Annotated in this window: 21 protein-coding genes; 16 read left to right on the forward strand and 5 right to left on the reverse strand. The window is 59.9% G+C overall.

The features are described from left to right. Window positions 1-129: 129 nt before the first annotated feature. Window positions 130-1824 (reverse strand): lactate permease LctP family transporter, encoded by a 1695-nt coding sequence (locus B0E42_RS14070; RefSeq protein ID WP_018612900.1) that lies wholly within the window; start codon window positions 1822-1824, stop codon window positions 130-132. 263 nt (window positions 1825-2087) lie between these two features. Here B0E42_RS14070 and B0E42_RS14075 point away from each other — a divergent pair, with 263 nt between their 5' ends. Further along, entirely contained in the window at window positions 2088-2855 is a 768-nt protein-coding gene (locus B0E42_RS14075) for an FCD domain-containing protein (protein ID WP_018612898.1), read from the forward strand. Window positions 2856-2968: 113 nt separating this feature from the next. On the opposite strand, the gene smpB is transcribed toward B0E42_RS14075, so the two are convergent. After that, window positions 2969-3451 (reverse strand): SsrA-binding protein SmpB, encoded by a 483-nt coding sequence (gene smpB, locus B0E42_RS14080; RefSeq protein ID WP_003197663.1) that lies wholly within the window; start codon window positions 3449-3451, stop codon window positions 2969-2971. Between the two features lie 118 nt (window positions 3452-3569). On the opposite strand from smpB, the gene B0E42_RS14085 reads away from it, so the two are divergent. The 3 genes from B0E42_RS14085 to B0E42_RS14095 are packed head-to-tail and all read left to right on the forward strand — an operon-like array spanning window position 3570 to window position 5723. Beyond that, complete coding sequence (locus B0E42_RS14085; protein WP_077506719.1) at window positions 3570-4973, forward strand: sodium-dependent transporter; 1404 nt, start codon at window positions 3570-3572, stop codon at window positions 4971-4973. Window positions 4974-4980: 7 nt separating this feature from the next. Next, window positions 4981-5424: a type II toxin-antitoxin system RatA family toxin gene (locus B0E42_RS14090; RefSeq protein ID WP_024617726.1), complete on the forward strand. Its 444-nt coding sequence runs from the start codon at window positions 4981-4983 to the stop codon at window positions 5422-5424. Next, a complete protein-coding gene (locus B0E42_RS14095) occupies window positions 5421-5723 on the forward strand; it encodes an RnfH family protein (RefSeq protein WP_077506684.1) in 303 nt (100 codons plus the stop codon). Before B0E42_RS14090 ends, B0E42_RS14095 begins: the two co-directional genes overlap by 4 nt. 60 nt (window positions 5724-5783) lie before the next feature. On the opposite strand, the gene B0E42_RS14100 is transcribed toward B0E42_RS14095, so the two are convergent. Next, window positions 5784-6311 (reverse strand): outer membrane protein assembly factor BamE, encoded by a 528-nt coding sequence (locus B0E42_RS14100; protein WP_053178149.1) that lies wholly within the window; start codon window positions 6309-6311, stop codon window positions 5784-5786. Window positions 6312-6408: 97 nt separating this feature from the next. On the opposite strand from B0E42_RS14100, the gene fur reads away from it, so the two are divergent. Continuing rightward, window positions 6409-6813: a ferric iron uptake transcriptional regulator gene (fur, locus tag B0E42_RS14105; protein ID WP_003197684.1), complete on the forward strand. Its 405-nt coding sequence runs from the start codon at window positions 6409-6411 to the stop codon at window positions 6811-6813. Between the two features lie 75 nt (window positions 6814-6888). Here the strand turns inward: fur and recN are convergent, their stop codons facing one another. Next, window positions 6889-8562 (reverse strand): DNA repair protein RecN, encoded by a 1674-nt coding sequence (gene recN / locus B0E42_RS14110; protein ID WP_077506685.1) that lies wholly within the window; start codon window positions 8560-8562, stop codon window positions 6889-6891. Between the two features lie 241 nt (window positions 8563-8803). On the opposite strand from recN, the gene grpE reads away from it, so the two are divergent. The 8 genes from grpE (at window position 8804) to B0E42_RS14150 (ending at window position 19281) form a co-directional block, all read left to right on the forward strand. Then, window positions 8804-9370 (forward strand): nucleotide exchange factor GrpE, encoded by a 567-nt coding sequence (gene grpE / locus B0E42_RS14115; protein WP_018612879.1) that lies wholly within the window; start codon window positions 8804-8806, stop codon window positions 9368-9370. A 65-nt stretch (window positions 9371-9435) separates the two neighbouring features. Next, entirely contained in the window at window positions 9436-11388 is a 1953-nt protein-coding gene (dnaK, locus tag B0E42_RS14120) for a molecular chaperone DnaK (RefSeq protein ID WP_256211756.1), read from the forward strand. Between the two features lie 321 nt (window positions 11389-11709). Then, the gene (gene dnaJ / locus B0E42_RS14125) at window positions 11710-12834 is read left to right on the forward strand and encodes a molecular chaperone DnaJ (RefSeq protein ID WP_014336569.1); all 1125 of its coding nucleotides are present in this window, start codon (window positions 11710-11712) and stop codon (window positions 12832-12834) included. Between the two features lie 9 nt (window positions 12835-12843). Continuing rightward, window positions 12844-13650: a 4-hydroxy-tetrahydrodipicolinate reductase gene (dapB, locus tag B0E42_RS14130; RefSeq protein WP_014336570.1), complete on the forward strand. Its 807-nt coding sequence runs from the start codon at window positions 12844-12846 to the stop codon at window positions 13648-13650. 255 nt (window positions 13651-13905) lie between these two features. Beyond that, entirely contained in the window at window positions 13906-15042 is a 1137-nt protein-coding gene (carA, locus tag B0E42_RS14135) for a glutamine-hydrolyzing carbamoyl-phosphate synthase small subunit (RefSeq protein ID WP_018612875.1), read from the forward strand. Window positions 15043-15147: 105 nt separating this feature from the next. Further along, window positions 15148-18369: a carbamoyl-phosphate synthase large subunit gene (carB, locus tag B0E42_RS14140; protein ID WP_014336571.1), complete on the forward strand. Its 3222-nt coding sequence runs from the start codon at window positions 15148-15150 to the stop codon at window positions 18367-18369. 2 nt (window positions 18370-18371) lie between these two features. After that, window positions 18372-18848 (forward strand): transcription elongation factor GreA, encoded by a 477-nt coding sequence (gene greA, locus B0E42_RS14145; RefSeq protein WP_027911987.1) that lies wholly within the window; start codon window positions 18372-18374, stop codon window positions 18846-18848. Between the two features lie 28 nt (window positions 18849-18876). Next, entirely contained in the window at window positions 18877-19281 is a 405-nt protein-coding gene (locus B0E42_RS14150; protein ID WP_077506686.1) for an MFS transporter, read from the forward strand. A gap of 10 nt (window positions 19282-19291) precedes the next feature. Here the strand turns inward: B0E42_RS14150 and B0E42_RS14155 are convergent, their stop codons facing one another. Then, window positions 19292-19600, reverse strand: coding sequence for a YhbY family RNA-binding protein (locus tag B0E42_RS14155; RefSeq protein ID WP_003177852.1), 309 nt, complete (start codon window positions 19598-19600; stop codon window positions 19292-19294). A 105-nt stretch (window positions 19601-19705) separates the two neighbouring features. Between B0E42_RS14155 and rlmE the strand changes: the two genes are divergently transcribed. The 3 genes from rlmE (at window position 19706) to folP (ending at window position 23309) form a co-directional block, all read left to right on the forward strand. Beyond that, window positions 19706-20338, forward strand: a complete 633-nt coding sequence (gene rlmE, locus B0E42_RS14160) for a 23S rRNA (uridine(2552)-2'-O)-methyltransferase RlmE (RefSeq protein WP_003177853.1) — start codon at window positions 19706-19708, stop codon at window positions 20336-20338. A gap of 200 nt (window positions 20339-20538) precedes the next feature. After that, entirely contained in the window at window positions 20539-22449 is a 1911-nt protein-coding gene (ftsH, locus tag B0E42_RS14165; RefSeq protein ID WP_018612866.1) for an ATP-dependent zinc metalloprotease FtsH, read from the forward strand. A gap of 8 nt (window positions 22450-22457) precedes the next feature. Beyond that, complete coding sequence (folP, locus tag B0E42_RS14170) at window positions 22458-23309, forward strand: dihydropteroate synthase (protein ID WP_077506687.1); 852 nt, start codon at window positions 22458-22460, stop codon at window positions 23307-23309. Window positions 23310-23316 lie beyond the last annotated feature (7 nt).

Below are 23316 nucleotides of genomic sequence, written 5' to 3' on the forward strand. Positions count from 1 at the left end.
CCGGTTATCCGTCCGCTGAGGCTGCTGAATATAGCCAGGAAATCTTTCAGCAGCCTTGCAGACCCGGTTGTGAATAGCAGACGCCGAATCACGGTTCGGCGTCGGTTTTTCCAGTATTACGTGTAGGACTTAATGAACCAGCATGCCGGTAAACCAGTAGGCCTGGGCCAACGTGATCAGGCCGACAATCGTTGCAAAGAATAGGCTGTGTTTGAGGGTGAAACGGAACAGATCCGATTCTTTGCCCACCAGCCCGGTCGCGGCGCAGGCCACCGCGATCGATTGTGGCGAAATCATCTTGCCGGTCACGCCGCCGCTGGTATTGGCCGCCACCAGCAGGGTGTCGTTGACGCCTATCTGATGCGCGGTGGTGGCTTGCAGCGAGCCGAACAGCGCGTTGGACGAGGTATCGGAACCGGTCAGGAACACGCCCAGCCAACCAAGGAATGGCGAGAAGAACGGGAACGCCGCGCCCGTGCCCGCCAGGACCAGGGCCATGGTCGAGGACATGCCGGAGAAGTTGGTGACGAAGGCGAATGCCAGCACCATGCCAATGGAAAGAATGGGCCAGCGCAGTTCGTAGAAGGTCTCTTTTAAAGTGGTAAGACCAGTTTTAATGTTGATCTTGAGCACCAGCATCGAGATCAGTGCCGAGAAGAAAATCGCCGTGCCGGTGGCGGAAATCGGGTCAAGCTTGAACACGGCCGGAATCGCCGTCGGGTTGACGACGATTGGCGCGACCTTGATCACCATCTGGTCCAGATGCGGGATGGCGAAGTTGAACACCCAGCCGTACATCGAGCCGCCAGCGGCGAACATCGCCTTGAACGGCTTGAGGGTCCAGATCGTCACCAGCACGGTAAGAATCAGGAACGGCGACCAGGCCTTGATGATTTCCCCCAGGCTGTAGGGCGAGGCCACGGTGCTACGAGGCTGGCCGAAGCCGCCGGCGCTGGCGGTGATGGCTGCGCTGGAAGTGGCGCCGGCAATCTGGGCGCCTGCGGTGCGCTTGGGTTGCCAGACTTTCAGGAACAACGTCAGGGAAACCAGGCTGGCCAGGGCCGAGGTGATGTCCGGCAGTTCCGGGCCGATGAAGTTGGACGTGAAGTATTGGGTGATGGCGAAGCTCAAGCCTGCCACCAGTGCAGCTGGCCAGGTTTCCCGCACACCGCGCAGGCCGTCCATCATGAACACCAGCCAGAACGGCACGAACAACGACAGCAAGGGCAGTTGGCGACCGGTCATGGCGCCGATCTTGAAGGCGTCGATTCCGGTGACCTGGCCGGCCACGATAATCGGAATGCCCAGCGCGCCGAACGCCACTGGGGCGGTGTTGGCGATCAGGCACAGGCCGGCGGCGTACAGGGGGTTGAAGCCCAGGCCGACCAGCAGGGCGGCAGTGATCGCCACCGGTGCGCCAAAACCGGCGGCACCTTCCAGGAATGCGCCGAAGCAGAAGCCGATCAGCAGCACTTGCAGACGCTGGTCATCGGTAATCGACAGCACCGAGCTGCGAATCACCTCGAACTGGCCGCTCTTGACCGTCAGTTTGTAGAGGAATACGGCGGCGACGATGATCCAGGCGATGGGCCACAGGCCATAGGCAAAGCCATAGCCGGCGGCGGCAAAGGCCATGTCTGCCGGCATCTGGAACGCGAAGATCGCCACGGCAATCGCCAGCGCCAGGGTGATGCTGCCGGCCACATGCCCCTTGAGGCGAAACACCGCCAGGGCCAGGAAGAAAAATACGATGGGAATAACGGCCGCGAGGGCGGACAAGCCGAGGCTGCCGAGCGGGCTGTAGAGCTGTTGCCAGGTTTGCATAATGGGTGGGCCCCTAATTGTTGTTGGTCAGGCACTGGTCAGCGGTTTTGGGCAATTGGTAATACCAATTTACAAGCGCTGTTGGCTAGGGTAAAAGCCTTGGTTGTCGTGTGTCAATTTGCCGCCCTGAAACTTTCGTCGAATAAGCGGTGCAGAGGGCATCTGATCCGGTGGTGAAAACAGCTTTTGATGGGTGTGGACAAGGCCCGGATGGGCCAGAATAGAGAGCCCGGCGAGCCGTCGGGATCGTGGAGAATTGAGTTATGGGGTTTGATCAGATTCGTCAGCGCCGTTTGTCTGACGATATTGTCGAGCGGCTTGAAGGCATGATCCTTGAGGGCACGCTCAAGTCCGGTGAGCGGTTGCCTGCCGAGCGGACCCTGGCTGAGCAGTTCGGCGTGTCACGTCCTTCGTTGCGCGAGGCGATCCAGAAACTGGCGGCCAAAGGCTTGTTGGTCAGTCGTCAGGGCGGCGGCAACTATGTGGTGGAGTCGCTGGGCTCGACGTTCAGTGATCCGCTGCTGCAGCTGTTGGAAAGCAATCCCGAAGCGCAGCGTGACTTGTTGGAGTTCCGTCACACCCTGGAAGCGTCCTGCGCTTATTACGCGGCATTGCGGGCTACGGAGGTGGATCGCGAGCGGCTGACGGCGGCCTTCGACGAGCTCCAGGATTGTTACTCGCGCCACGACGAGATAAGCCGGGCGGAGGAGGGCGCGGCGGATGCCCGGTTTCATCTGGCGATCGCCGAGGCCAGTCATAACGCGGTGTTGCTGCACACCATCCGCGGCTTGTTCGACCTGCTCAAGCGCAACGTCGTCACCAACATCGGCGGCATGTACAAGCAGCGCAGTGAAACTCGCGACATGCTGATCAGCCAGCACCGAGAGCTGTACCAAGCCATCATGGACGGGCATGCCGAACAGGCGCGGGAAGTGTCCAGCCGGCATATCTTGTATGTGCAGGAAGTCTTGGAGGAGGTGCGTCAGGAAGTGCAGCGCGTGGCGCGGGCGGAACGGCGTAAAGGCATGTAGCGCACGAACCCTGTGGGAGCGAGCCTGCTCGCGATAGCGGTCTGTCTGACACATCAATGCCGGATGTGTCGACGCCATCGCGAGCAAGCTCGGCTCCCACAGTTGATCCCGGGCTAGTCTTCCTTGCCCTTGTTGCGCACCGCGCGCTGCAGTTCGCGGCCGGCATCTCGTTCGCGTTCGGTATCGCGCTTGTCGTATTCCTTCTTGCCCTTGCCCAGGGCAATTTCGCACTTGATCAAGTGCTTGCTCCAGTACAACGACGTGCAGACGCAGGTGTAGCCCTTCTGTTGCACGGAGGCGAAGAGTTTTTCCAGCTCGCGTTTGTTGAGCAGCAGCTTGCGCGAGCGCGTCGGGTCGGCGATCACGTGGGTGCTGGCGGTGGTCAGCGGCGTGAAATGACTGCCCAGCAGCCAGGCCTCGCCGTCCTTGAGCAGCACGTAGCTGTCGACCAGTTGCGCCTTGCCGGCACGCAGACTCTTTACTTCCCAGCCGGCCAGGACCATGCCAGCCTCGAAACGCTGTTCGATGAAGTAATCGTGTCGCGCCTTTTTATTTTGCGCGATGGTCCCTGTGGGGTGTTTCTTCTGTTTAGCCATAGGGGCGGCATTATAGGCAGTTGCGTGCGTGTCGGCTACGGTGAAGCTGCGTGCTTGAGCACGTTGAGTGAATCCCGGACAATGCGGCCTCTTTTTCGAACGCTTGGGCGTGATCACGATGTCGACAGACAAGGTTTCTGTCCACGGCAGTTGGGCTAGCCGCTGGGTCTTCATACTCGCGGCCACCGGTTCCGCCGTGGGGCTGGGTAGTATCTGGAAGTTTCCGTACATGGTCGGCGTCTACGGTGGCGGTGCCTTCGTATTGATGTTCCTGGCGTGCATTGCGCTCATCGGCGCACCGGTGATGCTGGCCGAAACCCTGATCGGTCGTCGTGCCCGGCAAAGCCCGGCCAATGCCCTGAAGGTGCTGGCGGTGGAAGCAGGGCATTCGCCCAAGTGGTCGTGGGGCGCCTTCGCCGGAATGATCACGGCGCTGTTGATCCTGTCTTTCTATAGCGTGGTCGGTGGCTGGTCGCTGGACTACATCATCGACATGGGCCGCGGGGATTTCCAAGGGGCCACGCCGGATCAGGTGGGCGCCTACTTCGGCAATGTGATCGCCGATCCCTGGCGGCTGACCCTCTGGCACACGATCTTCATGGTGCTCTCGGCGGTGGTGATTGCCCGGGGCGTGGTGGCCGGGCTTGAGCGCAGCCTGCGGATCATGATGCCGTTGCTGTTCGTGATGATCCTAGTGTTGCTGGGCTACAGCATGACCACCGGACACTTCATGGAAGGCGTGCATTTCATGTTCGACTTCCGGCCGGAGAAAGTCCTCGACGGCCTGCTGCCGGCCATGGGGCATGCGTTTTTCTCCCTCAGCGTCGGGGTCGGTTCGATCATGATCTACGGCGCCTACATGCCCAAGAACGCCTCCCTGACCCGGACTGTCTTCGGCGTCGCGCTGCTGGACACCTTCGTGTCGCTGCTGGCGGGTGTGGCATTGTTTCCGATTGTGTTCGCGGCCGGCCTGAACCCCAGCGAAGGGCCGGGGTTGATGTTTGTCAGCCTGCCCTTTGCCTTCGGCAGCATGGCCTTCGGTCAAGTGATGGGCGTGGTGTTTTTCCTCCTGGTGGCCATCGCGGCCTGGAGTTCGGCCATCTCCCTGTTGGAGCCCATGGTGGCTTACCTGGTTGAACGGACCCGGCTCAGCCGCGCCTGGGTAACCTTCTGGTTGGCCTTCACCTGCTGGTTTGTCGGCCTGGGTACGGTGTTTTCCTTCAATATATGGAAGCAGGCGAAGTTTTTCGTGAACGAAGACGGGCTGTTCCATCTCTACCAGTGGGGCGCACCCGGAGGGCTGGATTTCTTCGGCGTGATTGATTTCTTCACCTCGCGGATCATGCTGCCATTGGGTGGTTTGTGTTTCGTAGTGTTTGCAGGATGGATCATGGGGCGTGAAGCGGTGCGTGATGAACTGTCGCTGCGCAGCCCGGTATTGTTTGGTTTGAGCCTGTTCTTGATGCGCTACGTGGCGCCCATTGGCATTCTTGTAGTGTTTGCCGCCCAGCTGTGGAAGTGACGCTTACATGACGACACATATTCAACGCTCGGCCTTGCTGCCCTACCCGGCGCAGGCGCTGTATGACCTGGTCAACGATGTGGCGAGCTACCCGGAGTTCTTGCCGTGGTGCTCGTCGGCCGAGGTGCTGGAGAGCTCTGAAACCCATATGCGCGCCAGCCTCAACATTGCCAAGAGTGGCTTGAGCCAGCGCTTCGTCACGCGCAATACGTTGGTGCCGGGGCAGTCCATCGAGATGAACCTGGAAGAAGGGCCTTTCAATCAGCTCCACGGTGTCTGGGTGTTCAAGCCGCTGGGTGAAAAGGCCTGCAAGATCAGCCTGGACCTGTCGTTCGACTACGCCGGCCCACTGGTGCGGGCGACGTTGGGGCCGCTGTTCAATCAGGCTGCCAATACCCTGGTCGACGCGTTCTGCCAGCGGGCCAAGCAGAATGCAGAGCTCAAGCGTTGATTGAGATAGAAGTGGTGTATGCCTCGGTGGAGCGTCAGGTCTTGCGCGCATGCGTGGTGCAGGAAGGCACCAGTGTTCGCGCAGCGCTGGTGGCCTCGGGGATTGCCGATGCATTCCCGGAGCTGGACCTGGCGACTTGCCCGGTGGGGATTTTTGGCAAGCAGGTTGCCGATCCAGAGCACCAGGTGGTGCAGACGGCTGATCGACTGGAGATTTACCGCCCGTTGTTGGCCGATCCGAAGGAAATTCGGCGCCTGCGCGCGGCCAAGGCTGCCCAGGCGCGCCAATCGGAGCAATAACCTGGCCGCAATGGCAGGCGATAAAAAACCCGGCATGCCGGTTTTTTTTATTGTCGCGATTTATTGCGGCGAGGTGTCCAGAGGCTCTGGCGTCGGGACGGGTACAGTCTCGACCTGGTCCACGTCCTTCTGGATCTGGTCCTGCAACGAACCTGGCTTGGCCGGTTTTTCCGGTTTTGGCTGTTCGGCATTCTGGGCCGGGTCGGTCACGGTGGTGCCGCTGTCCTTGCCCATGATGGCCTCGTCGCGGCTCACGCCAGGCATGAAATCGCCCGAGAGGCTGACGAGTTGGTCGTCAGGGCTGAAGATAACGCTGATGCGTTCCTGCTGGCGCTCACCGCCGCCTGGCTGCAAGCTGTACAGGTAATCCCAGCGATCGGCATGGAACGTGTCGGTCAGCAGGGGGTTGCCCATGATAAACCGTACTTGCCGGCGGGTCATTCCCGGGCGTAACTGGTCTATCATGTCCTGCGTGACGACATTGCCCTGCTGGATGTCGATTTTGTAAACCCCGGGGAATGAACAACCGGCGAGTGCGAGCAGTCCCACAAAGGTGAAACTGGTTAGCAAGAGCTTGGTGTTTTGCATCGGTGGGCGACTTCCACTATCTTGGCTGGGACAACGTAAACGCCGATCATACCCGCATTAAGAGAAGCTGCGAAGCAGCATCGCGAGAAAGCTGACCATGGTTGAAAATAGCGAACTACGCAAAGCCGGCCTCAAAGTGACCCTGCCACGGGTCAAGATTCTACAAATGCTCGATTCCGCCGAGCAACGCCACATGAGTGCTGAAGATGTCTATAAGGCGCTGATGGAGGCTGGCGAGGACGTCGGTCTGGCCACGGTTTACCGTGTTCTGACCCAGTTCGAGGCAGCTGGCCTTGTGGTGCGACACAACTTCGACGGAGGCCATGCGGTCTTCGAGCTGGACGACGGCAAGCATCACGACCATATGGTCAACGTCGAGACCAGTGAAGTGATCGAATTCTTCGACGAAGAAATCGAGCGGCTGCAGAAAGCAATCGTCGACAAGTATGGCTTCGAGATGGTTGATCACAATCTTGTGCTGTACGTACGCAAGAAAAAGTAAGCATGTCGCGCGGACTTAAGGTTCGCGAAACGAACGAAGGCGACCCCAGGGTCGTCTTCGTGCTTTCTGCCGTTCTCAGATTTTCGCGGTAACGACCATTTTTTTCGCGTGGGCCAGGGATTCCTTGGTGAGGTCGATGCCCCCGAGCATTCGTGCCACCTCTTCCACGCGCTCGTTTTTGTTGAGCTTGGACACGGCGGTACGAGTCGCGTCCTCGCCGCGCACCTTGTGCACAAATAAATGCTGGTGTCCCTGGGCGGCGACCTGAGGCAGGTGAGTGACGGTCAGCACCTGGCCACGTTCCCCCAGCCGACGCAGCAACTGGCCGACAATTTCCGCTGTAGGGCCACCGATACCCACGTCCACTTCGTCGAATACCAGCGTCGGTACGCGAGAGGTTTGTGCGGTGATGACCTGGATGGCCAGGCTGATTCGCGACAACTCACCGCCGGAGGCGACTTTAGCCAAGCCTTTGAGCGGTTGTCCGGGGTTGGCGCTGACCAGCAATTCCACCTGTTCCAGCCCATTGGGTTGGAGCTCGCCGCCAGCGTTGGGGCGCAATTCGATGGTGAAGCGCCCGCCCGGCATGCCCAGGCGCTGGATTTCCTGCTCGACGGCACTGGCCAGCCCTGTTGCGGCATGCTGCCGCAATTCACTGAGCTCCCTGGCCTTTTCCTGGTAATGACGGGCATAGGACGCCAGTTCGTCCCCCAGGCGCTCGATGGACTCATCGTTGGCGTTCAGGGTTTCCAGTTCTTCCAGCAGCCGCTGCTGGAGTTCGGCAACATCGGTCGGCTGGATGCGGTGCTTGCGCGCCAGTGTATAGATGGTGTCCAGGCGCTCTTCCAGGTATTGCAGCCGGGCCGGGTCGGCATCGAAATGATCGAGGAACCGGTTCAACTCCCCGACGGCCTCTTCGACCTGGATCTGCGCGCTGGTCAGCAGGTTGGTCGCTTCGTTCAAGGCGCCCACCGAATTGTTCACGCTGGAGAGTCGGTTCAGGCTCGCTGTCAGTGCATTGAGGACATTGCCCGAATCGCTCTCGCTGCATTGTTCGACCACCTGGCGGCAGATGCCCAGCAGGGTTTCGGCGTTGGTCAGGTTCTTGTGTTCCTGCTCCAGTTCTTCCAGTTCATTTTCACCCAGGGCCAGGTTCTCCAGCTCTTCGAGCTGGTAGCTCAACAACTGGTGGCGGGCGCGCTGCTCGTCGCCGGAATTGGAGAGTCGATCCAGTTCCTGCCGGGTTTGGCGCCAGCGTTGGGCCGCCAGTTGGACTTGCCGGGCCAGGTCCGTGGCGCCGGCGTATTCATCCAGCAGGCGGCGATGGGTGTCGGTCTTGAGCAGGGATTGGTGTTCATGCTGGCTGTGAATGTCGATCAGCAGCTCGCCGAGGGCCTTGAGATCGCCCAAGGGGCAGGGCGTGCCGTTGATGTAGCCTCGGGAGCGGCCTTCGGCGGTGATGACCCGGCGCAGGATGCACAAACCGTCGGTGTCCAGGTCGCGTTCGGCCAGCCAGGCGCTGGCCTCGGGGATGTCGACCAGGTCGAACGTCGCCAGGATGTCGGCCTTGTCCGCTCCGGGGCGCACCACGCCACTGTCGGCGCGATCGCCCAGTGTCAGGCCCAGGGCATCGAGCATGATCGACTTGCCTGCGCCGGTTTCACCGGTGATCACACTCATGCCTCGATCGAGTTCGAGGTCGAGATGTTCGACGATGGCGTAGTTGTGTACGGACAGGTGCACCAGCATAAGGCCGCTCCCAGGCTTTAGGTCTGGTTATTTATACAGTGTTTTGTTTCGGCCTGACAATGCCCTCGCTTAGCTCGATTTGCTTGGGCAAATGATTTTCTTAGCGCGGCGAGGAATGGTTATGCAGCTGTTTTTTGTAGGGTTAATTCGTCAGGTGGCCCTTGAAGCTGAAAAACCCGACCCCATATACCGGGGCAGAAGCGCGAGTCGAGCTCGCGGACGAAGTTGAGAGGAGAAATCTATGGCTGACGAACAGACTCAGGACACGCAAAATCAAGACGCCAATCAGGCTTCCCAGGTTTGCGGTGAAGACCTGGCGGCACGTGTACAAGTGCTCGAGGAGCAACTGGCCGGTGCGCAGGATCAGGCGTTGCGTGTAGCAGCCGACCTGCAGAATGTCCGCCGTCGCGCCGAGCAAGATGTAGAGAAGGCTCATAAATTCGCCCTGGAGCGTTTCGCCGGCGACCTGCTGCCGATCATCGACAGCCTGGAGCGCGGCCTTGAGCTGTCCAACCCGGATGACGAAAACATTCGTCCGATGCGTGAAGGCATCGAGCTGACCCTGAAAATGTTCCAGGACACTCTCAAGCGTTATCAGCTCGAAACCCTTGATCCGCATGGCGAACCGTTCAATGCCGAGCATCACCAGGCCATGGCGATGCAGGAAAGTGCCGACGTCGAGCCAAACAGTGTGCTGAAGGTTTTCCAGAAGGGCTATCTGCTCAACGGTCGCCTGCTGCGCCCGGCCATGGTCGTGGTCAGCAAGACGCCAGCGCCGGTTTCGCCTTCTATTGATGAGCAGGCTTGAAATCGGTCGTAGTGGCCCCATCTATATGTCAAGCGTTTAAGTGCTACCGCAGTTAGCCACCACTGCTGCGGCAACCAAATCCAAGTTCCGGGAGAGTTAACATGGGCAAGATTATCGGTATCGACCTGGGGACCACCAACTCGTGCGTCTCCGTGCTGGAAAACGGCAAGGCCAAAGTCATCGAAAACGCTGAAGGCGCGCGTACCACGCCGTCGATCATCGCTTACGCCAATGATGGCGAGATTCTGGTTGGTCAGTCGGCCAAGCGTCAGGCAGTGACCAATCCGCATAACACCCTGTACGCGGTGAAGCGTCTGATCGGTCGCAAGTTCGACGAAGAAGTCGTCCAGAAAGACATCAAGATGGTGCCTTACAAAATCGCCAAGGCTGACAACGGCGACGCCTGGGTTGAAGTGAACGGCCAGAAAATGGCGCCGCCACAGATCTCGGCTGAAATCCTCAAGAAAATGAAGAAAACCGCCGAAGATTACCTCGGCGAAGCGGTGACTGAAGCGGTCATCACTGTTCCTGCCTATTTCAACGACAGCCAGCGCCAGGCGACCAAAGACGCCGGCCGCATCGCGGGCCTGGACGTAAAACGTATCATCAACGAACCAACCGCGGCCGCTCTGGCCTACGGTATGGACAAGGCCAAGGGCGATCACACTGTGATCGTCTACGACCTGGGTGGCGGTACCTTCGACGTCTCCGTGATCGAGATCGCTGAAGTCGATGGCGAGCACCAGTTCGAAGTGCTGGCAACCAACGGTGACACGTTCCTCGGTGGTGAAGACTTCGACATCCGCCTGATCGACTACCTCGTCGACGAGTTCAAGAAAGAAAGCGGCATGAACCTCAAGGGTGACCCGCTGGCCATGCAGCGCCTGAAAGAAGCCGCTGAAAAAGCCAAGATCGAACTGTCCTCGAGCCAGTCGACCGACGTGAACCTGCCGTACATCACAGCAGACGCCACCGGTCCTAAGCACCTGAACGTAAAAATCTCCCGCGCCAAGCTCGAAGCGCTGGTGGAAGACCTGGTTCAGCGCACCATCGAACCTTGCCGCATCGCCATGAAAGACGCCGGTATCGACGTTGGTTCGATCAACGACGTGATCCTGGTTGGCGGTCAGACCCGTATGCCACTGGTTCAGAAACTGGTGACCGATTTCTTCGGTAAAGAAGCACGTAAAGACGTCAACCCTGACGAAGCTGTTGCCATGGGTGCTGCTATCCAGGGCGCGGTATTGGCTGGTGACGTGAAAGACGTTCTGCTGCTCGACGTCAGCCCGCTGACCCTGGGTATCGAAACCATGGGCGGCGTGATGACCGCGCTGATCGAGAAGAACACCACGATTCCTACCAAGAAATCGCAAGTGTTCTCGACGGCCGACGACAACCAGGGTGCAGTGACCATTCACGTACTGCAAGGTGAGCGTAAGCAAGCCGCACAGAACAAGTCCCTGGGCAAGTTCGACCTGGCCGAGATTCCACCAGCACCACGTGGCGTGCCACAAATCGAAGTGACCTTCGACATCGACGCCAACGGCATCCTGCACGTCGGCGCGAAAGACAAGGCTACCGGCAAGACTCAGTCGATCGTGATCAAGGCCAACTCCGGTCTGTCCGAGGAAGAAATTCAGCAGATGGTTCGCGATGCTGAAGTCAACGCCGAGGAAGACCGCAAGTTCGAAGAGCTGGCCAGCGCCCGCAACCAGGGCGATGCCTTGGTGCACTCGACCCGCAAGATGATCGCTGATGCTGGCGAGAAAGTGACCGCGGAAGAGAAAACCGCCATCGAAGCGGCCGTGGTTGCCCTGGAAGCTGCTGTAAAAGGCGACGACAAGGCGGCCATCGAGGCGAAGATCGAAGAGCTGTCCAAGGTCTCCGCGCCAGTGGCTCAGAAGATGTACGCCGAACAGGCTCAGCCTGCCGAAGGCGCTGCTGCGCAGGGCGAATCGGCCGAGAAAGCCGACGACGTCGTTGACGCCGAGTTCGAAGAAGTGAAAGACCACAAGTAATCGCTTGTTGGTCGGCCGGTTGACTGCATTTGTGCGGTGGCTGGTAGGATGTCGCCGCGCGGGAGCTTGCTCCCGCGTTGGCGTGTCTGGAGCTAATGAATTTTTACAGCATGCGACGGTGTTCGGGTGCTGGCGGTGTGTTCGGGAATGCTCCTGCTTTCCGAGCGACATGCACCGCGTTTTGGCCGGGTCCCTGGCTGAAAGAAATATGACCAGGATCGTTGAATTGACGTGAGTTGGGTCCGGGCCTGTATTGGGGCTCAACGAGTTTGGCAAGGTTCAGGAGAGGTTTGCCGGACGTCCATGAGAGTGCAAAGACCAATGGCAAAGCGTGACTTTTACGAAGTATTGGGTGTCGAGCGGGGGGCCAGCGAGGCGGACCTGAAAAAGGCCTATCGTCGCCTGGCGATGAAGCACCACCCGGACCGTAATCCCGACGATAAAGCGTCGGAAGAGATGTTCAAGGAAGCCAACGAGGCTTACGAAGTACTGTCTGATTCGAGCAAGCGCGCGGCGTATGACCAGTACGGGCATGCCGGTGTCGACCCGAGCATGGGCGGCGGCGGTGCCGGTTTTGGCGGCCAGAACTTCTCCGATATTTTCGGTGATGTGTTCAGCGATTTCTTCGGCGGTGGTCGCGGCGGTGCCCGTGGTGGCGCCCAGCGTGGCAGTGACCTGCGCTACACGCTGGAGTTGAACCTGGAAGAAGCGGTGCGCGGTACCACCGTCAATATCCGTGTTCCGACACTGGTCAATTGCAAGCCGTGCGATGGCTCGGGTGCCAAGAAGGGCTCCTCGCCTGTTACCTGCCCAACCTGCGGCGGTATTGGCCAGGTTCGCATGCAGCAGGGCTTCTTCTCGGTGCAGCAGACCTGCCCGCGTTGCCATGGCCAAGGCAAGATCATTTCCGACCCGTGCGACTCCTGCCACGGCGAAGGGCGTGTCGAAGAGTACAAGACGCTGTCGGTCAAAGTACCGGCCGGTGTCGACACCGGTGACCGCATTCGCCTGTCCGGCGAAGGCGAGGCGGGTGCCCAGGGCGGCCCGACCGGCGACCTGTATGTGGTCATCAACGTGCGCGAACATGCGATTTTCCAGCGCGACGGCAAGCACCTGTTCTGCGAAGTGCCGATCAGCTTCGTCGATGCGGCCTTGGGTGGCGAGCTTGAGATCCCGACCCTCGACGGTCGCGTCAAGCTGAAGATCCCCGAGGGCACGCAGACCGGCAAGCAGTTCCGGATCCGTGGCAAAGGCGTCGCGCCAGTGCGTGGCGGTGGTGCGGGCGACCTGATGTGCCGCGTGGCGGTGGAGACTCCGGTCAACCTGGGTCGGCGTCAGCGTGAGCTGTTGGAAGAATTCCGCAACTCGCTGGCGGATGACAACAGCCACTCCCCGAAAACCACCGGTTGGTTCGAAGGCGTGAAACGCTTCTTCGGCGACCTGTAAGGAGTTCGCATGCGACGTATAGCTGTGATGGGCGCTGCGGGGCGCATGGGCAAGGCACTGGTCGAGGCGGTGCAGCAGCGCTCGCCGCTTTCCGGCCTGACGGCGGCCATCGTTCGGCCCGACAGTACGCTGGTGGGCGCCGATGCGGGCGAGCTGGCCTCGCTGGGGCGTATCGGCGTGCCGATGTCCGGCGGCCTGGAGAAGGTGCTCGACGAGTTCGACGTGCTGATCGACTTCACCCTGCCGGACGTGATGCTGAAAAACCTCGCGATCTGCCGCAAGCACGGCAAGGCCATGGTGATCGGTACGACGGGGTTGGATGCTGCCCAGAAGCAATTGCTGGCCGATGCGGGCAAAGATATTCCGATCGTGTTCGCGGCGAACTTCAGCGTGGGTGTGAACCTGTCGCTGAAGCTGCTGGACATGGCGGCCCGGGTCTTGGGTGACGATGCGGATATCGAAATCATCGAGGCGCATCACCGGCACAAGATCGACGCGCCTTCGGGAACGGCCTTGCGCATGGGCGAAGTGATTGCCGATGCGCTGGGTCGCGATCTGCAGGAAGTGGCCGTGTATGGGCGCCAGGGGCACACCGGTGCGCGTGAGCGCAGCACCATCGGTTTCGCCACTGTGCGTGGCGGTGATGTGGTGGGCGACCACACCGTGCTGTTCGCCACTGAAGGCGAGCGCCTGGAGATCACCCACAAGGCATCGAGCCGGATGACTTTCGCCAAGGGGGCGGTACGTGCCGCGCTGTGGCTGGATGGCCGCGAGCCTGGTTTGTACGATATGCAGGACGTTCTCGACCTGCGTTGATGCCCTTAAGTGCGGGGTTCAGGTTATACTGGGCCCCGTTTTACACCGCTTCGCGACGTCCTGTCGCATTCCCCTGCCTTTAAGGCTCATTAGCGGTGGACCAAAAAAGCCTTTTTCTGTAAGCTACAGCTTTAGTGTGTCCACTAAAAGCGCGCAGAATAATTCAGTGAACAAGCGGGGTGACGTGTCCATACGTCACTCCGCTTTTTTACAATCTGCGATCGCCCTTTCAGGCTTTATTTACGGGAGGTCTTCTTGACTAAGCCAGCCATACTCGCCCTTGCTGATGGCAGCATTTTTCGCGGCGAAGCCATTGGAGCCGACGGTCAGACCGTTGGTGAGGTGGTGTTTAACACCGCAATGACCGGCTATCAGGAAATTCTTACCGATCCTTCCTACGCCCAACAAATCGTTACCCTGACTTACCCGCACATCGGCAACACCGGCACCACGCCGGAAGACGCCGAGTCTGATCGTGTCTGGTCCGCCGGCCTGGTCATCCGTGACTTGCCGCTGGTAGCGAGCAACTGGCGTAACACGATGTCCTTGTCCGACTACCTGAAAGCCAACAACGTCGTGGCGATCGCCGGTATCGACACCCGTCGCCTGACCCGCATCCTTCGGGAAAAAGGCGCGCAGAACGGCTGCATCATGGCCGGCGACAACATTTCCGAAGAAGCCGCCATCGCCGCGGCCCAGGGCTTCCCTGGCCTCAAGGGCATGGACCTGGCGAAAGTCGTCAGCACCAAGAAGCAGTACGAATGGCGCTCCACGGTCTGGGACCTGAAGACCGACAGTCACGCGACGATCGAGGCTTGCGAGCTGCCTTACCACGTGGTGGCCTACGACTACGGCGTCAAGCTGAACATCCTGCGCATGCTGGTCGAGCGTGGTTGCCGCGTCACCGTGGTGCCGGCCCAAACCCCGGCTGCCGACGTCCTGGCCCTCAAGCCCGACGGTGTGTTCCTGTCCAACGGCCCGGGTGACCCGGAGCCTTGCGACTACGCGATCCAGGCGATCAAGGACGTGCTGGAAACCGAGATCCCGGTATTCGGTATCTGCCTCGGTCACCAGCTGCTGGCTCTGGCTTCGGGTGCCAAGACCTTGAAGATGGGCCACGGCCACCACGGTGCCAACCACCCCGTGCAGGACCTGGACACCGGCGTGGTGATGATCACCAGCCAGAACCACGGTTTCGCGGTGGACGAAGCCACCCTGCCGGCCAACGTGCGCGCGATTCACAAGTCGCTGTTCGACGGCACGCTGCAAGGTATCGAGCGTACCGACAAGAGCGCGTTCAGCTTCCAGGGCCACCCTGAAGCCAGCCCGGGCCCGAACGATGTGGCGCCGCTGTTCGATCGCTTCATCAACGAGATGGCCAAGCGACGCTGACCGCGAGAAGCCCGAGGGCGGCCCCGAGCGCGGCGGCCCCTTCGGGCGCTTCAAAGATTGTTCGACGGCCTAGCCGACTGACCTGCGGATTTGAGTGACAAACCCATGCCAAAACGTACAGACATAAAAAGCATCCTGATTCTCGGCGCTGGCCCGATCGTGATCGGCCAGGCCTGCGAATTCGACTACTCCGGCGCCCAGGCCTGTAAAGCCCTGCGCGAAGAGGGCTATCGCGTCATCCTGGTGAACTCCAACCCGGCCACCATCATGACCGACCCGGCCATGGCCGACGCCACCTACATCGAGCCGATCAAGTGGCAGACCGTTGCCAAGATCATCGAGAAGGAACGCCCGGACGCGCTGCTGCCGACCATGGGCGGCCAGACCGCGCTGAACTGCGCCCTGGACCTGGAACGCGAAGGCGTCCTGGAGAAGTTCGGTGTGGAAATGATCGGCGCCAACGCCGACACCATCGACAAGGCCGAAGACCGTTCGCGCTTCGACAAGGCGATGAAATCCATCGGCCTGGACTGCCCACGCTCGGGCATCGCCCACAGCATGGAAGAGGCCAACGCTGTCCTGGAACGCCTTGGCTTCCCGTGCATCATCCGTCCGTCCTTCACCATGGGCGGCACCGGTGGCGGCATCGCCTACAACCGTGAAGAGTTCGAAGAAATCTGCGCCCGTGGTCTCGACTTGTCGCCGACCAAGGAACTGCTGATCGACGAATCCCTGATCGGCTGGAAAGAATATGAAATGGAAGTTGTCCGCGACAAAAAGGACAACTGCATCATCGTCTGCTCCATCGAGAACTTCGACCCGATGGGCGTGCACACCGGTGACTCGATCACCGTCGCACCAGCCCAGACCCTGACCGACAAGGAATACCAGATCCTGCGTAACGCCTCCCTGGCGGTGCTGCGTGAGATCGGCGTGGAAACCGGCGGCTCCAACGTCCAGTTCGGCATCTGCCCGAACACCGGTCGCATGGTGGTCATCGAGATGAACCCGCGGGTATCCCGTTCGTCGGCCCTGGCGTCCAAGGCCACCGGTTTCCCGATTGCCAAGGTCGCGGCCAAGCTGGCCGTGGGCTACACCCTGGACGAGCTGTCGAACGACATCACCGGCGGCAAGACCCCGGCGTCCTTCGAACCGTCCATCGACTACGTCGTCACCAAGCTGCCACGCTTCGCCTTCGAGAAGTTCGCCAAGGCTGACGCCCGCCTGACTACCCAAATGAAGTCGGTCGGTGAAGTCATGGCCATCGGCCGGACCTTCCAGGAGTCCTTGCAGAAAGCTCTTCGCGGTCTGGAAGTGGGCGTCTGCGGCCTCGATCCGAAGCTGGACCTGGCCGACCCGGAAAGCATGAGCGTGCTCAAGCGCGAGCTGACCGTGCCGGGCGCCGAGCGCATCTGGTACGTGGCCGACGCCTTCCGCGCCGGCATGACCGTCGAGCAGATCTTCGGCATGAACATGATCGACCCTTGGTTCCTGGTACAGATCGAAGATCTGATCAAGGAAGAAGAGAAGGTCAAGACCCTGGGCATGTCCAGCATCGACCGCGACATGATGTACCGCCTCAAGCGCAAAGGCTTCTCCGACATGCGCCTGGCCAAGCTGCTGGGTGTGACCGAGAAGAGCCTGCGCACGCATCGCCACAAGCTGGAAGTGTTCCCGGTCTACAAGCGCGTCGACACCTGCGCGGCCGAGTTCGCCACCGACACCGCGTACCTGTACTCCACGTACGAAGAAGAGTGCGAAGCCGCGCCATCGACTCGCGACAAGATCATGATCCTGGGTGGCGGTCCTAACCGGATCGGCCAGGGCATCGAGTTCGACTACTGCTGCGTACACGCGGCACTGGCCCTGCGCGATGACGGTTACGAGACCATCATGGTCAACTGCAACCCGGAAACCGTGTCCACCGACTACGACACCTCCGATCGCCTGTACTTCGAGCCAGTGACCCTGGAAGATGTGCTGGAAATCGTCCGCGTCGAGAAGCCAAAAGGCGTGATCGTCCAGTACGGTGGCCAGACCCCGCTGAAACTGGCGCGTGCCCTTGAAGCCGCCGGCGTGCCGATCATTGGCACCAGCCCGGATGCGATTGACCGCGCCGAAGACCGTGAGCGCTTCCAGCAAATGGTCGAGCGCCTGAACCTGCGCCAGCCGCCAAACGCTACCGTGCGCAGCGAAGACGAAGCGATTCGTGCCGCCGCCAAGATCGGTTACCCGCTGGTGGTGCGTCCGTCCTATGTACTGGGCGGCCGTGCGATGGAAATCGTCTATCAGGAAGACGAGCTCAAGCGCTACCTGCGTGAAGCGGTCCAGGTCTCCAACGACAGCCCGGTGTTGCTGGATCACTTCCTCAACTGCGCCATCGAAATGGACGTGGACGCGGTCAGCGACGGCAAGGACGTGGTGATCGGCGCGATCATGCAGCACATCGAACAAGCGGGCGTTCACTCCGGTGACTCCGCTTGCTCGCTGCCGCCTTACTCGCTGCCGGCGCACATCCAGGACGAGATGCGCGAGCAGGTCAAGAAAATGGCCCTGGAACTGGGCGTTATCGGCCTGATGAACGTGCAACTGGCCCTGCAGGGCGAAGACATCTACGTCATCGAAGTCAACCCGCGCGCTTCCCGGACTGTGCCATTCGTCTCCAAGTGCATCGGTGTTTCCCTGGCGATGATCGCTGCACGGGTCATGGCGGGCAAAACCCTGAAGGAACTGAATTTCACCAAGGAAATCATTCCGAACTTCTACAGTGTGAAAGAGGCGGTGTTCCCGTTCGCCAAGTTCCCTGGCGTCGATCCGATCCTCGGCCCAGAGATGAAGTCCACCGGTGAAGTGATGGGTGTGGGCGATACCTTTGGTGAAGCCTTCGCCAAGGCCCAGATGGGTGCCAGCGAAGTGTTGCCGACTGGCGGCACGGCGTTCATCAGCGTGCGTGATGACGACAAGCCACTGGTTGCAGGCGTAGCCCGTGATCTGATCAACTTGGGCTTCGAAGTGGTCGCCACTGCCGGTACTGCCAGGCTGATCGAAGCGGCAGGCCTGAAAGTGCGCCGCGTGAACAAGGTGACCGAGGGGCGTCCGCACGTGGTCGACATGATCAAGAATGACGAAGTCACGCTGATCATCAACACCACCGAAGGTCGCCAGTCGATCGCCGACTCCTACTCCATTCGTCGCAATGCGCTGCAGCACAAGATCTACTGCACCACGACCATTGCTGCGGGCGAAGCGATCTGCGAAGCGCTCAAGTTCGGTCCCGAGAAGACCGTGCGTCGCTTGCAGGATCTACATGCAGGATTGAAGGCATGAGCATAACCAAGTACCCGATGACAGTTCAGGGCGCGAAGGCCCTGGAAGAAGAACACGCTTTCCTGACCAAGGTCGAGCGTCCCCGCTTGAGCCAGGCAATTGGTGAAGCGCGTGAGCTGGGCGATCTCAAGGAAAACGCTGAATACCACGCTGCCCGAGAGGAGCAGGGGATGGTCGAGGCGCGTGTCCGTGATATCGAAGGTCGCATGCAGAATGCGGTGATCATCGATGTCACGACGATCCCGCACACCGGCAAGGTGATCTTTGGCACTACCGTGGAAATCGCCAACGTCGAGACCGATGAAAGCGTCACTTACCAGATCGTGGGTGAGGACGAGGCAGACATCAAGCTCGGCAAGATCTCCGTTGGTTCGCCCATCGCTCGCGCCTTGATTGCCAAGGAAGAGGGCGATGTGGTGGTGGTGAAGACGCCAGGTGGTGTCATCGAGTATGAGATTGTCGAAGTCCGTCACATCTGAACGAAGGTGCCCGCTGCGAGCGGGCGCCATGCTCTGGCAGCTCACCCAGATGTTGTGGGTGGGCGGTGTCTGGTTGTTGCACGTCGGTTTGCTGCCGGTGCTGGGTCGAGTCGGCCTGGCACCGCTGCTCATCGATGAAATCGCAGGCATGCTGACGGCGCTGCTGGTGGGGTTTTCCGCGGTGTGCGTAATGTTTCAGGCTTTGGTGCTGGTTCAGGCCGAGGGCCTTGCCAGTCTATGGCGCGACATTCGTGGGCAATTGTTGCTCATGTCGTTGTACGCGTGCGGGATGTTCTTCGCGGTGCGTCTCGGCTGGCCGGATGCGAGCCAGTGGCAGGCATTCAGTTACCTGGTGCTGGGTTTTTCCGGATTGGTGCTGGTGTTGCAACCGGTTCCCGGCTGGAGTGGCAGGGTGCGCGAAGCACACCCTTGACCCTTTGACATCACTTGAAGCGGTGAACGTTCGACAGTTGCTTGTTGACGCTGAAATTCTTGCGATAAATCAGTGCCATCTTGCCGATGACCTGCACCAGGTCGGCCTTGCCGGTCTTGCACAGTTCGGCAACGGCAGCCAGGCGGGCTTCGCGATCGAGGATGTTGAGCTTGATCTTGATCAGCTCGTGATCGCCCAATGCGCGTTCCAGTTCGGCGAGTACACCTTCAGTCAAACCGTTGTCAGCCACAGTCAAAACCGGTTTCAGATGGTGGCCAATGGATTTGTATTGTTTCTTCTGCTCTTGAGTGAGCGGCATAATCTGACCCCTGCGTCTGATCTTGTAAAAAGCGGCGGCCAGTTTACCCGAGCAAGTCCGGGACCGCCCACTTAATCACGACCCGTTTTATTTTTGAGGTGGCCCGTGGCCCGTTCCAAGACAAGTCTTAAATGGCTGCAAGAGCATTTCAACGACCCATTCGTGAAAATGGCGCAAAAAGACGGGTATCGTTCCCGTGCCAGCTACAAGCTGCTGGAGATTCAGGAAAGAGACCGTTTGATCCGTCCAGGCATGAGCGTGATCGACTTGGGCGCCGCCCCGGGTGGCTGGTCCCAAGTGACCAGTCGTCTGATTGGTGGGCAAGGCACACTGATCGCTTCCGATATCCTGGAAATGGACAGCATCCCGGATGTGACCTTCATTCAGGGCGACTTTACCGAAGACGCCGTACTGGCGCAGATCCTTGAAGCGGTTGGAAAAAACGAGGTGGACCTTGTGATTTCCGATATGGCCCCCAATATGAGTGGACTGGCATCTGTTGATATGCCGCGATCGATGTTCCTGTGCGAGTTGGCACTGGATCTTGCGACTCGGGTGTTGAAGCCAGGTGGTGATTTTTTGATCAAGGTCTTCCAGGGTGAAGGCTTCGACGAATACCACAAGAGCGTGCGCAAGCAGTTCGAGAAGGTCACGACGCGCAAGCCGAAATCATCGCGTGATCGCTCCCGTGAGCAGTACCTGCTGGGCCGTGGTTTCCGTGGTCGCAGTGAGGAATAAGAGGTTTTTCGACCGGGGCGATAGGTTTTTCGTATTTCGTCCCGTGAGCATTAGCGAATACTGTGTAGAAAGTGTTTCACAAAGGGTTACAGACGGCGCCTGCCAGAGTCGTAGGTAATGTAGTAAGTTAGGCCGGTGAATATCATGCGAAGCACGCGCCAGTAGCGGAGCTTGCTTCAGAGGGTAGTTAATTGAACGATATGGCAAAGAATCTGATCCTGTGGTTGATCATCGCCGCTGTCCTTGTGACCGTGATGAACAACTTCTCCAGTCCTAACGAGCCGCAGACCCTCAACTATTCCGACTTCATCCAGCAGGTCAAGGATGGCAAGGTCGAGCGTGTAGCCGTTGATGGCTATGTGATTACCGGCAAGCGCACCGATGGCGACAGCTTCAAGACCATTCGTCCGGCAATCCAGGACAATGGCCTGATCGGCGATCTGGTGGACAACCGTGTCGTGGTCGAAGGCAAGCAGCCTGAGCAGCAAAGCATCTGGACCCAGCTCCTGGTCGCCAGCTTCCCTATCCTGGTGATCATCGCCGTGTTCATGTTCTTCATGCGCCAGATGCAGGGTGGCGGTGGAGGCAAGGGCGGGCCGATGAGCTTTGGCAAGAGCAAGGCTCGGCTGCTTTCCGAAGACCAGGTGAAAACCACCCTGGCCGACGTCGCAGGTTGCGACGAAGCCAAGGAAGAAGTGGGCGAGCTGGTCGAGTTCCTGCGTGATCCGGGCAAGTTCCAGCGTCTGGGCGGCCGTATCCCGCGCGGCGTACTGATGGTGGGCCCACCAGGTACTGGTAAAACCTTGCTGGCCAAGGCGATTGCCGGTGAAGCCAAGGTGCCGTTCTTCACGATTTCCGGTTCCGACTTCGTCGAAATGTTCGTCGGCGTGGGCGCCAGTCGTGTTCGCGATATGTTCGAGCAGGCCAAGAAACACGCGCCATGCATCATCTTCATCGACGAAATCGACGCCGTCGGTCGCCACCGTGGCGCCGGCATGGGTGGCGGTCACGACGAGCGTGAACAGACCCTCAACCAGTTGCTGGTCGAGATGGACGGTTTCGAAATGAACGACGGCATCATCGTGATTGCCGCCACCAACCGTCCTGACGTACTTGACCCTGCGCTGCTGCGTCCAGGTCGTTTCGACCGTCAGGTCGTGGTGGGGTTGCCGGATATTCGCGGCCGCGAGCAGATCCTCAAGGTTCATATGCGCAAGGTGCCAATGGGTGACGACGTCGCCCCGGCAGTCATCGCGCGTGGTACGCCAGGCTTTTCCGGCGCCGACCTTGCGAACCTGGTCAACGAAGCGTCGCTGTTTGCTGCTCGTACCGGCAAGCGCGTCGTGGAAATGAAGGAATTCGAGCTGGCCAAGGACAAGATCATGATGGGCGCGGAGCGCAAATCCATGGTCATGTCGGAGAAAGAAAAGCAGAACACTGCGTATCACGAGGCGGGTCACGCGATCGTCGGTCGTGTCGTGCCTGAGCATGATCCGGTCTACAAGGTCTCGATCATCCCGCGTGGTCGTGCCCTGGGCGTGACCATGTTCCTGCCGGAAGAAGATCGCTACAGCTTGTCCAAGCGTGCATTGATCAGCCAGATCTGTTCGTTGTACGGCGGCCGTATCGCTGAAGAGATGACGCTGGGCTTCGACGGTGTGACCACTGGCGCGTCCAACGACATCATGCGTGCGAGTCAGATCGCCCGGAATATGGTCACCAAGTGGGGCCTGTCCGAGAAGTTGGGGCCGCTGATGTATGCCGAAGAAGAGGGGGAAGTATTCCTCGGTCGTGGTGGCGGTGGCCAGCATGCAAGCTTCTCTGGCGAAACGGCCAAGCTGATCGATTCCGAAGTGCGCAGCATCATCGACCAGTGCTACGGCACAGCCCGGCAGATTCTCACGGACAACCGTGACAAGCTCGATGCCATGGCCGATGCCCTGATGAAGTACGAAACCATCGATGCCGAGCAGATTGACGACATCATGGCGGGTCGCGTACCTCGCGAGCCTCGTGACTGGTCGGGTGGTACTGGAACCTCCGGTACACCTCCGGCGGTACAGGGTGAGCGTCCGGAAACACCGATTGGCGGTCCGGCCGCTGATGTCTAAGGCTTGAAATGACTTCTGTTCAGTCCTCGACCCGGTTGCCTTGCGGCAACCGGGTTCTTGATTTGGCCCATGCGCATGTCATGGGCATTCTCAATGTCACGCCTGATTCCTTTTCCGATGGTGGTCGATTCAGCCAGCGCGATGCTGCGCTGCGGCATGCCGAGGCCATGGTGGCTGCGGGCGCAACGCTGATCGATGTGGGTGGTGAATCGACCCGGCCGGGCGCACGTGCGGTCTCGCCTACCGAAGAGTTGGAGCGAGTGGCGCCGATTGTCGAGCGTATCCATCGCGAACTTGATGTCATTATCTCGGTCGATACGTCCACGCCTGCGGTCATGCGTGAGACTGCGCGACTGGGGGCGGGCCTGATCAATGATGTTCGGTCCTTGCGGCGCGATGGAGCCCTGGATACGGCGGCGGCCACCGGGTTGCCGGTGTGCCTGATGCATATGCTCGGTGAGCCGGGGACCATGCAGAATGACCCGCACTATGATGATGTAACCAGGGAAGTGAGTGAATTCCTGGCGGAGCGTCTGGACCAGTGTGCCGCCGCGGGCATTCCCGCCGAGCGGATCATTCTTGACCCCGGGTTCGGCTTTGCCAAGACTCTGGCTCACAACCTGAGCCTGTTCAAGCATATGGAAGCCTTGCATGCCCTGGGGCGGCCCCTGTTGGTTGGGGTCTCGCGAAAGAGCATGATAGGCAATGCCTTGGGCCGCCCGGTGGGCGAGCGCCTGTATGGCGGTCTCGCCCTTGCGGCCTTGGCCCTTGCCAAAGGTGCACGCATATTGCGTGTGCACGATGTAGCCGAGACGATGGATGTCGTGCGGATGATCGCAGCTGTGGATTCAGTCGAATAAGAATGAC

Source organism: Pseudomonas sp. A25(2017) (genome assembly GCF_002001065.1).
Lineage (GTDB): Bacteria > Pseudomonadota > Gammaproteobacteria > Pseudomonadales > Pseudomonadaceae > Aquipseudomonas > Aquipseudomonas kilonensis.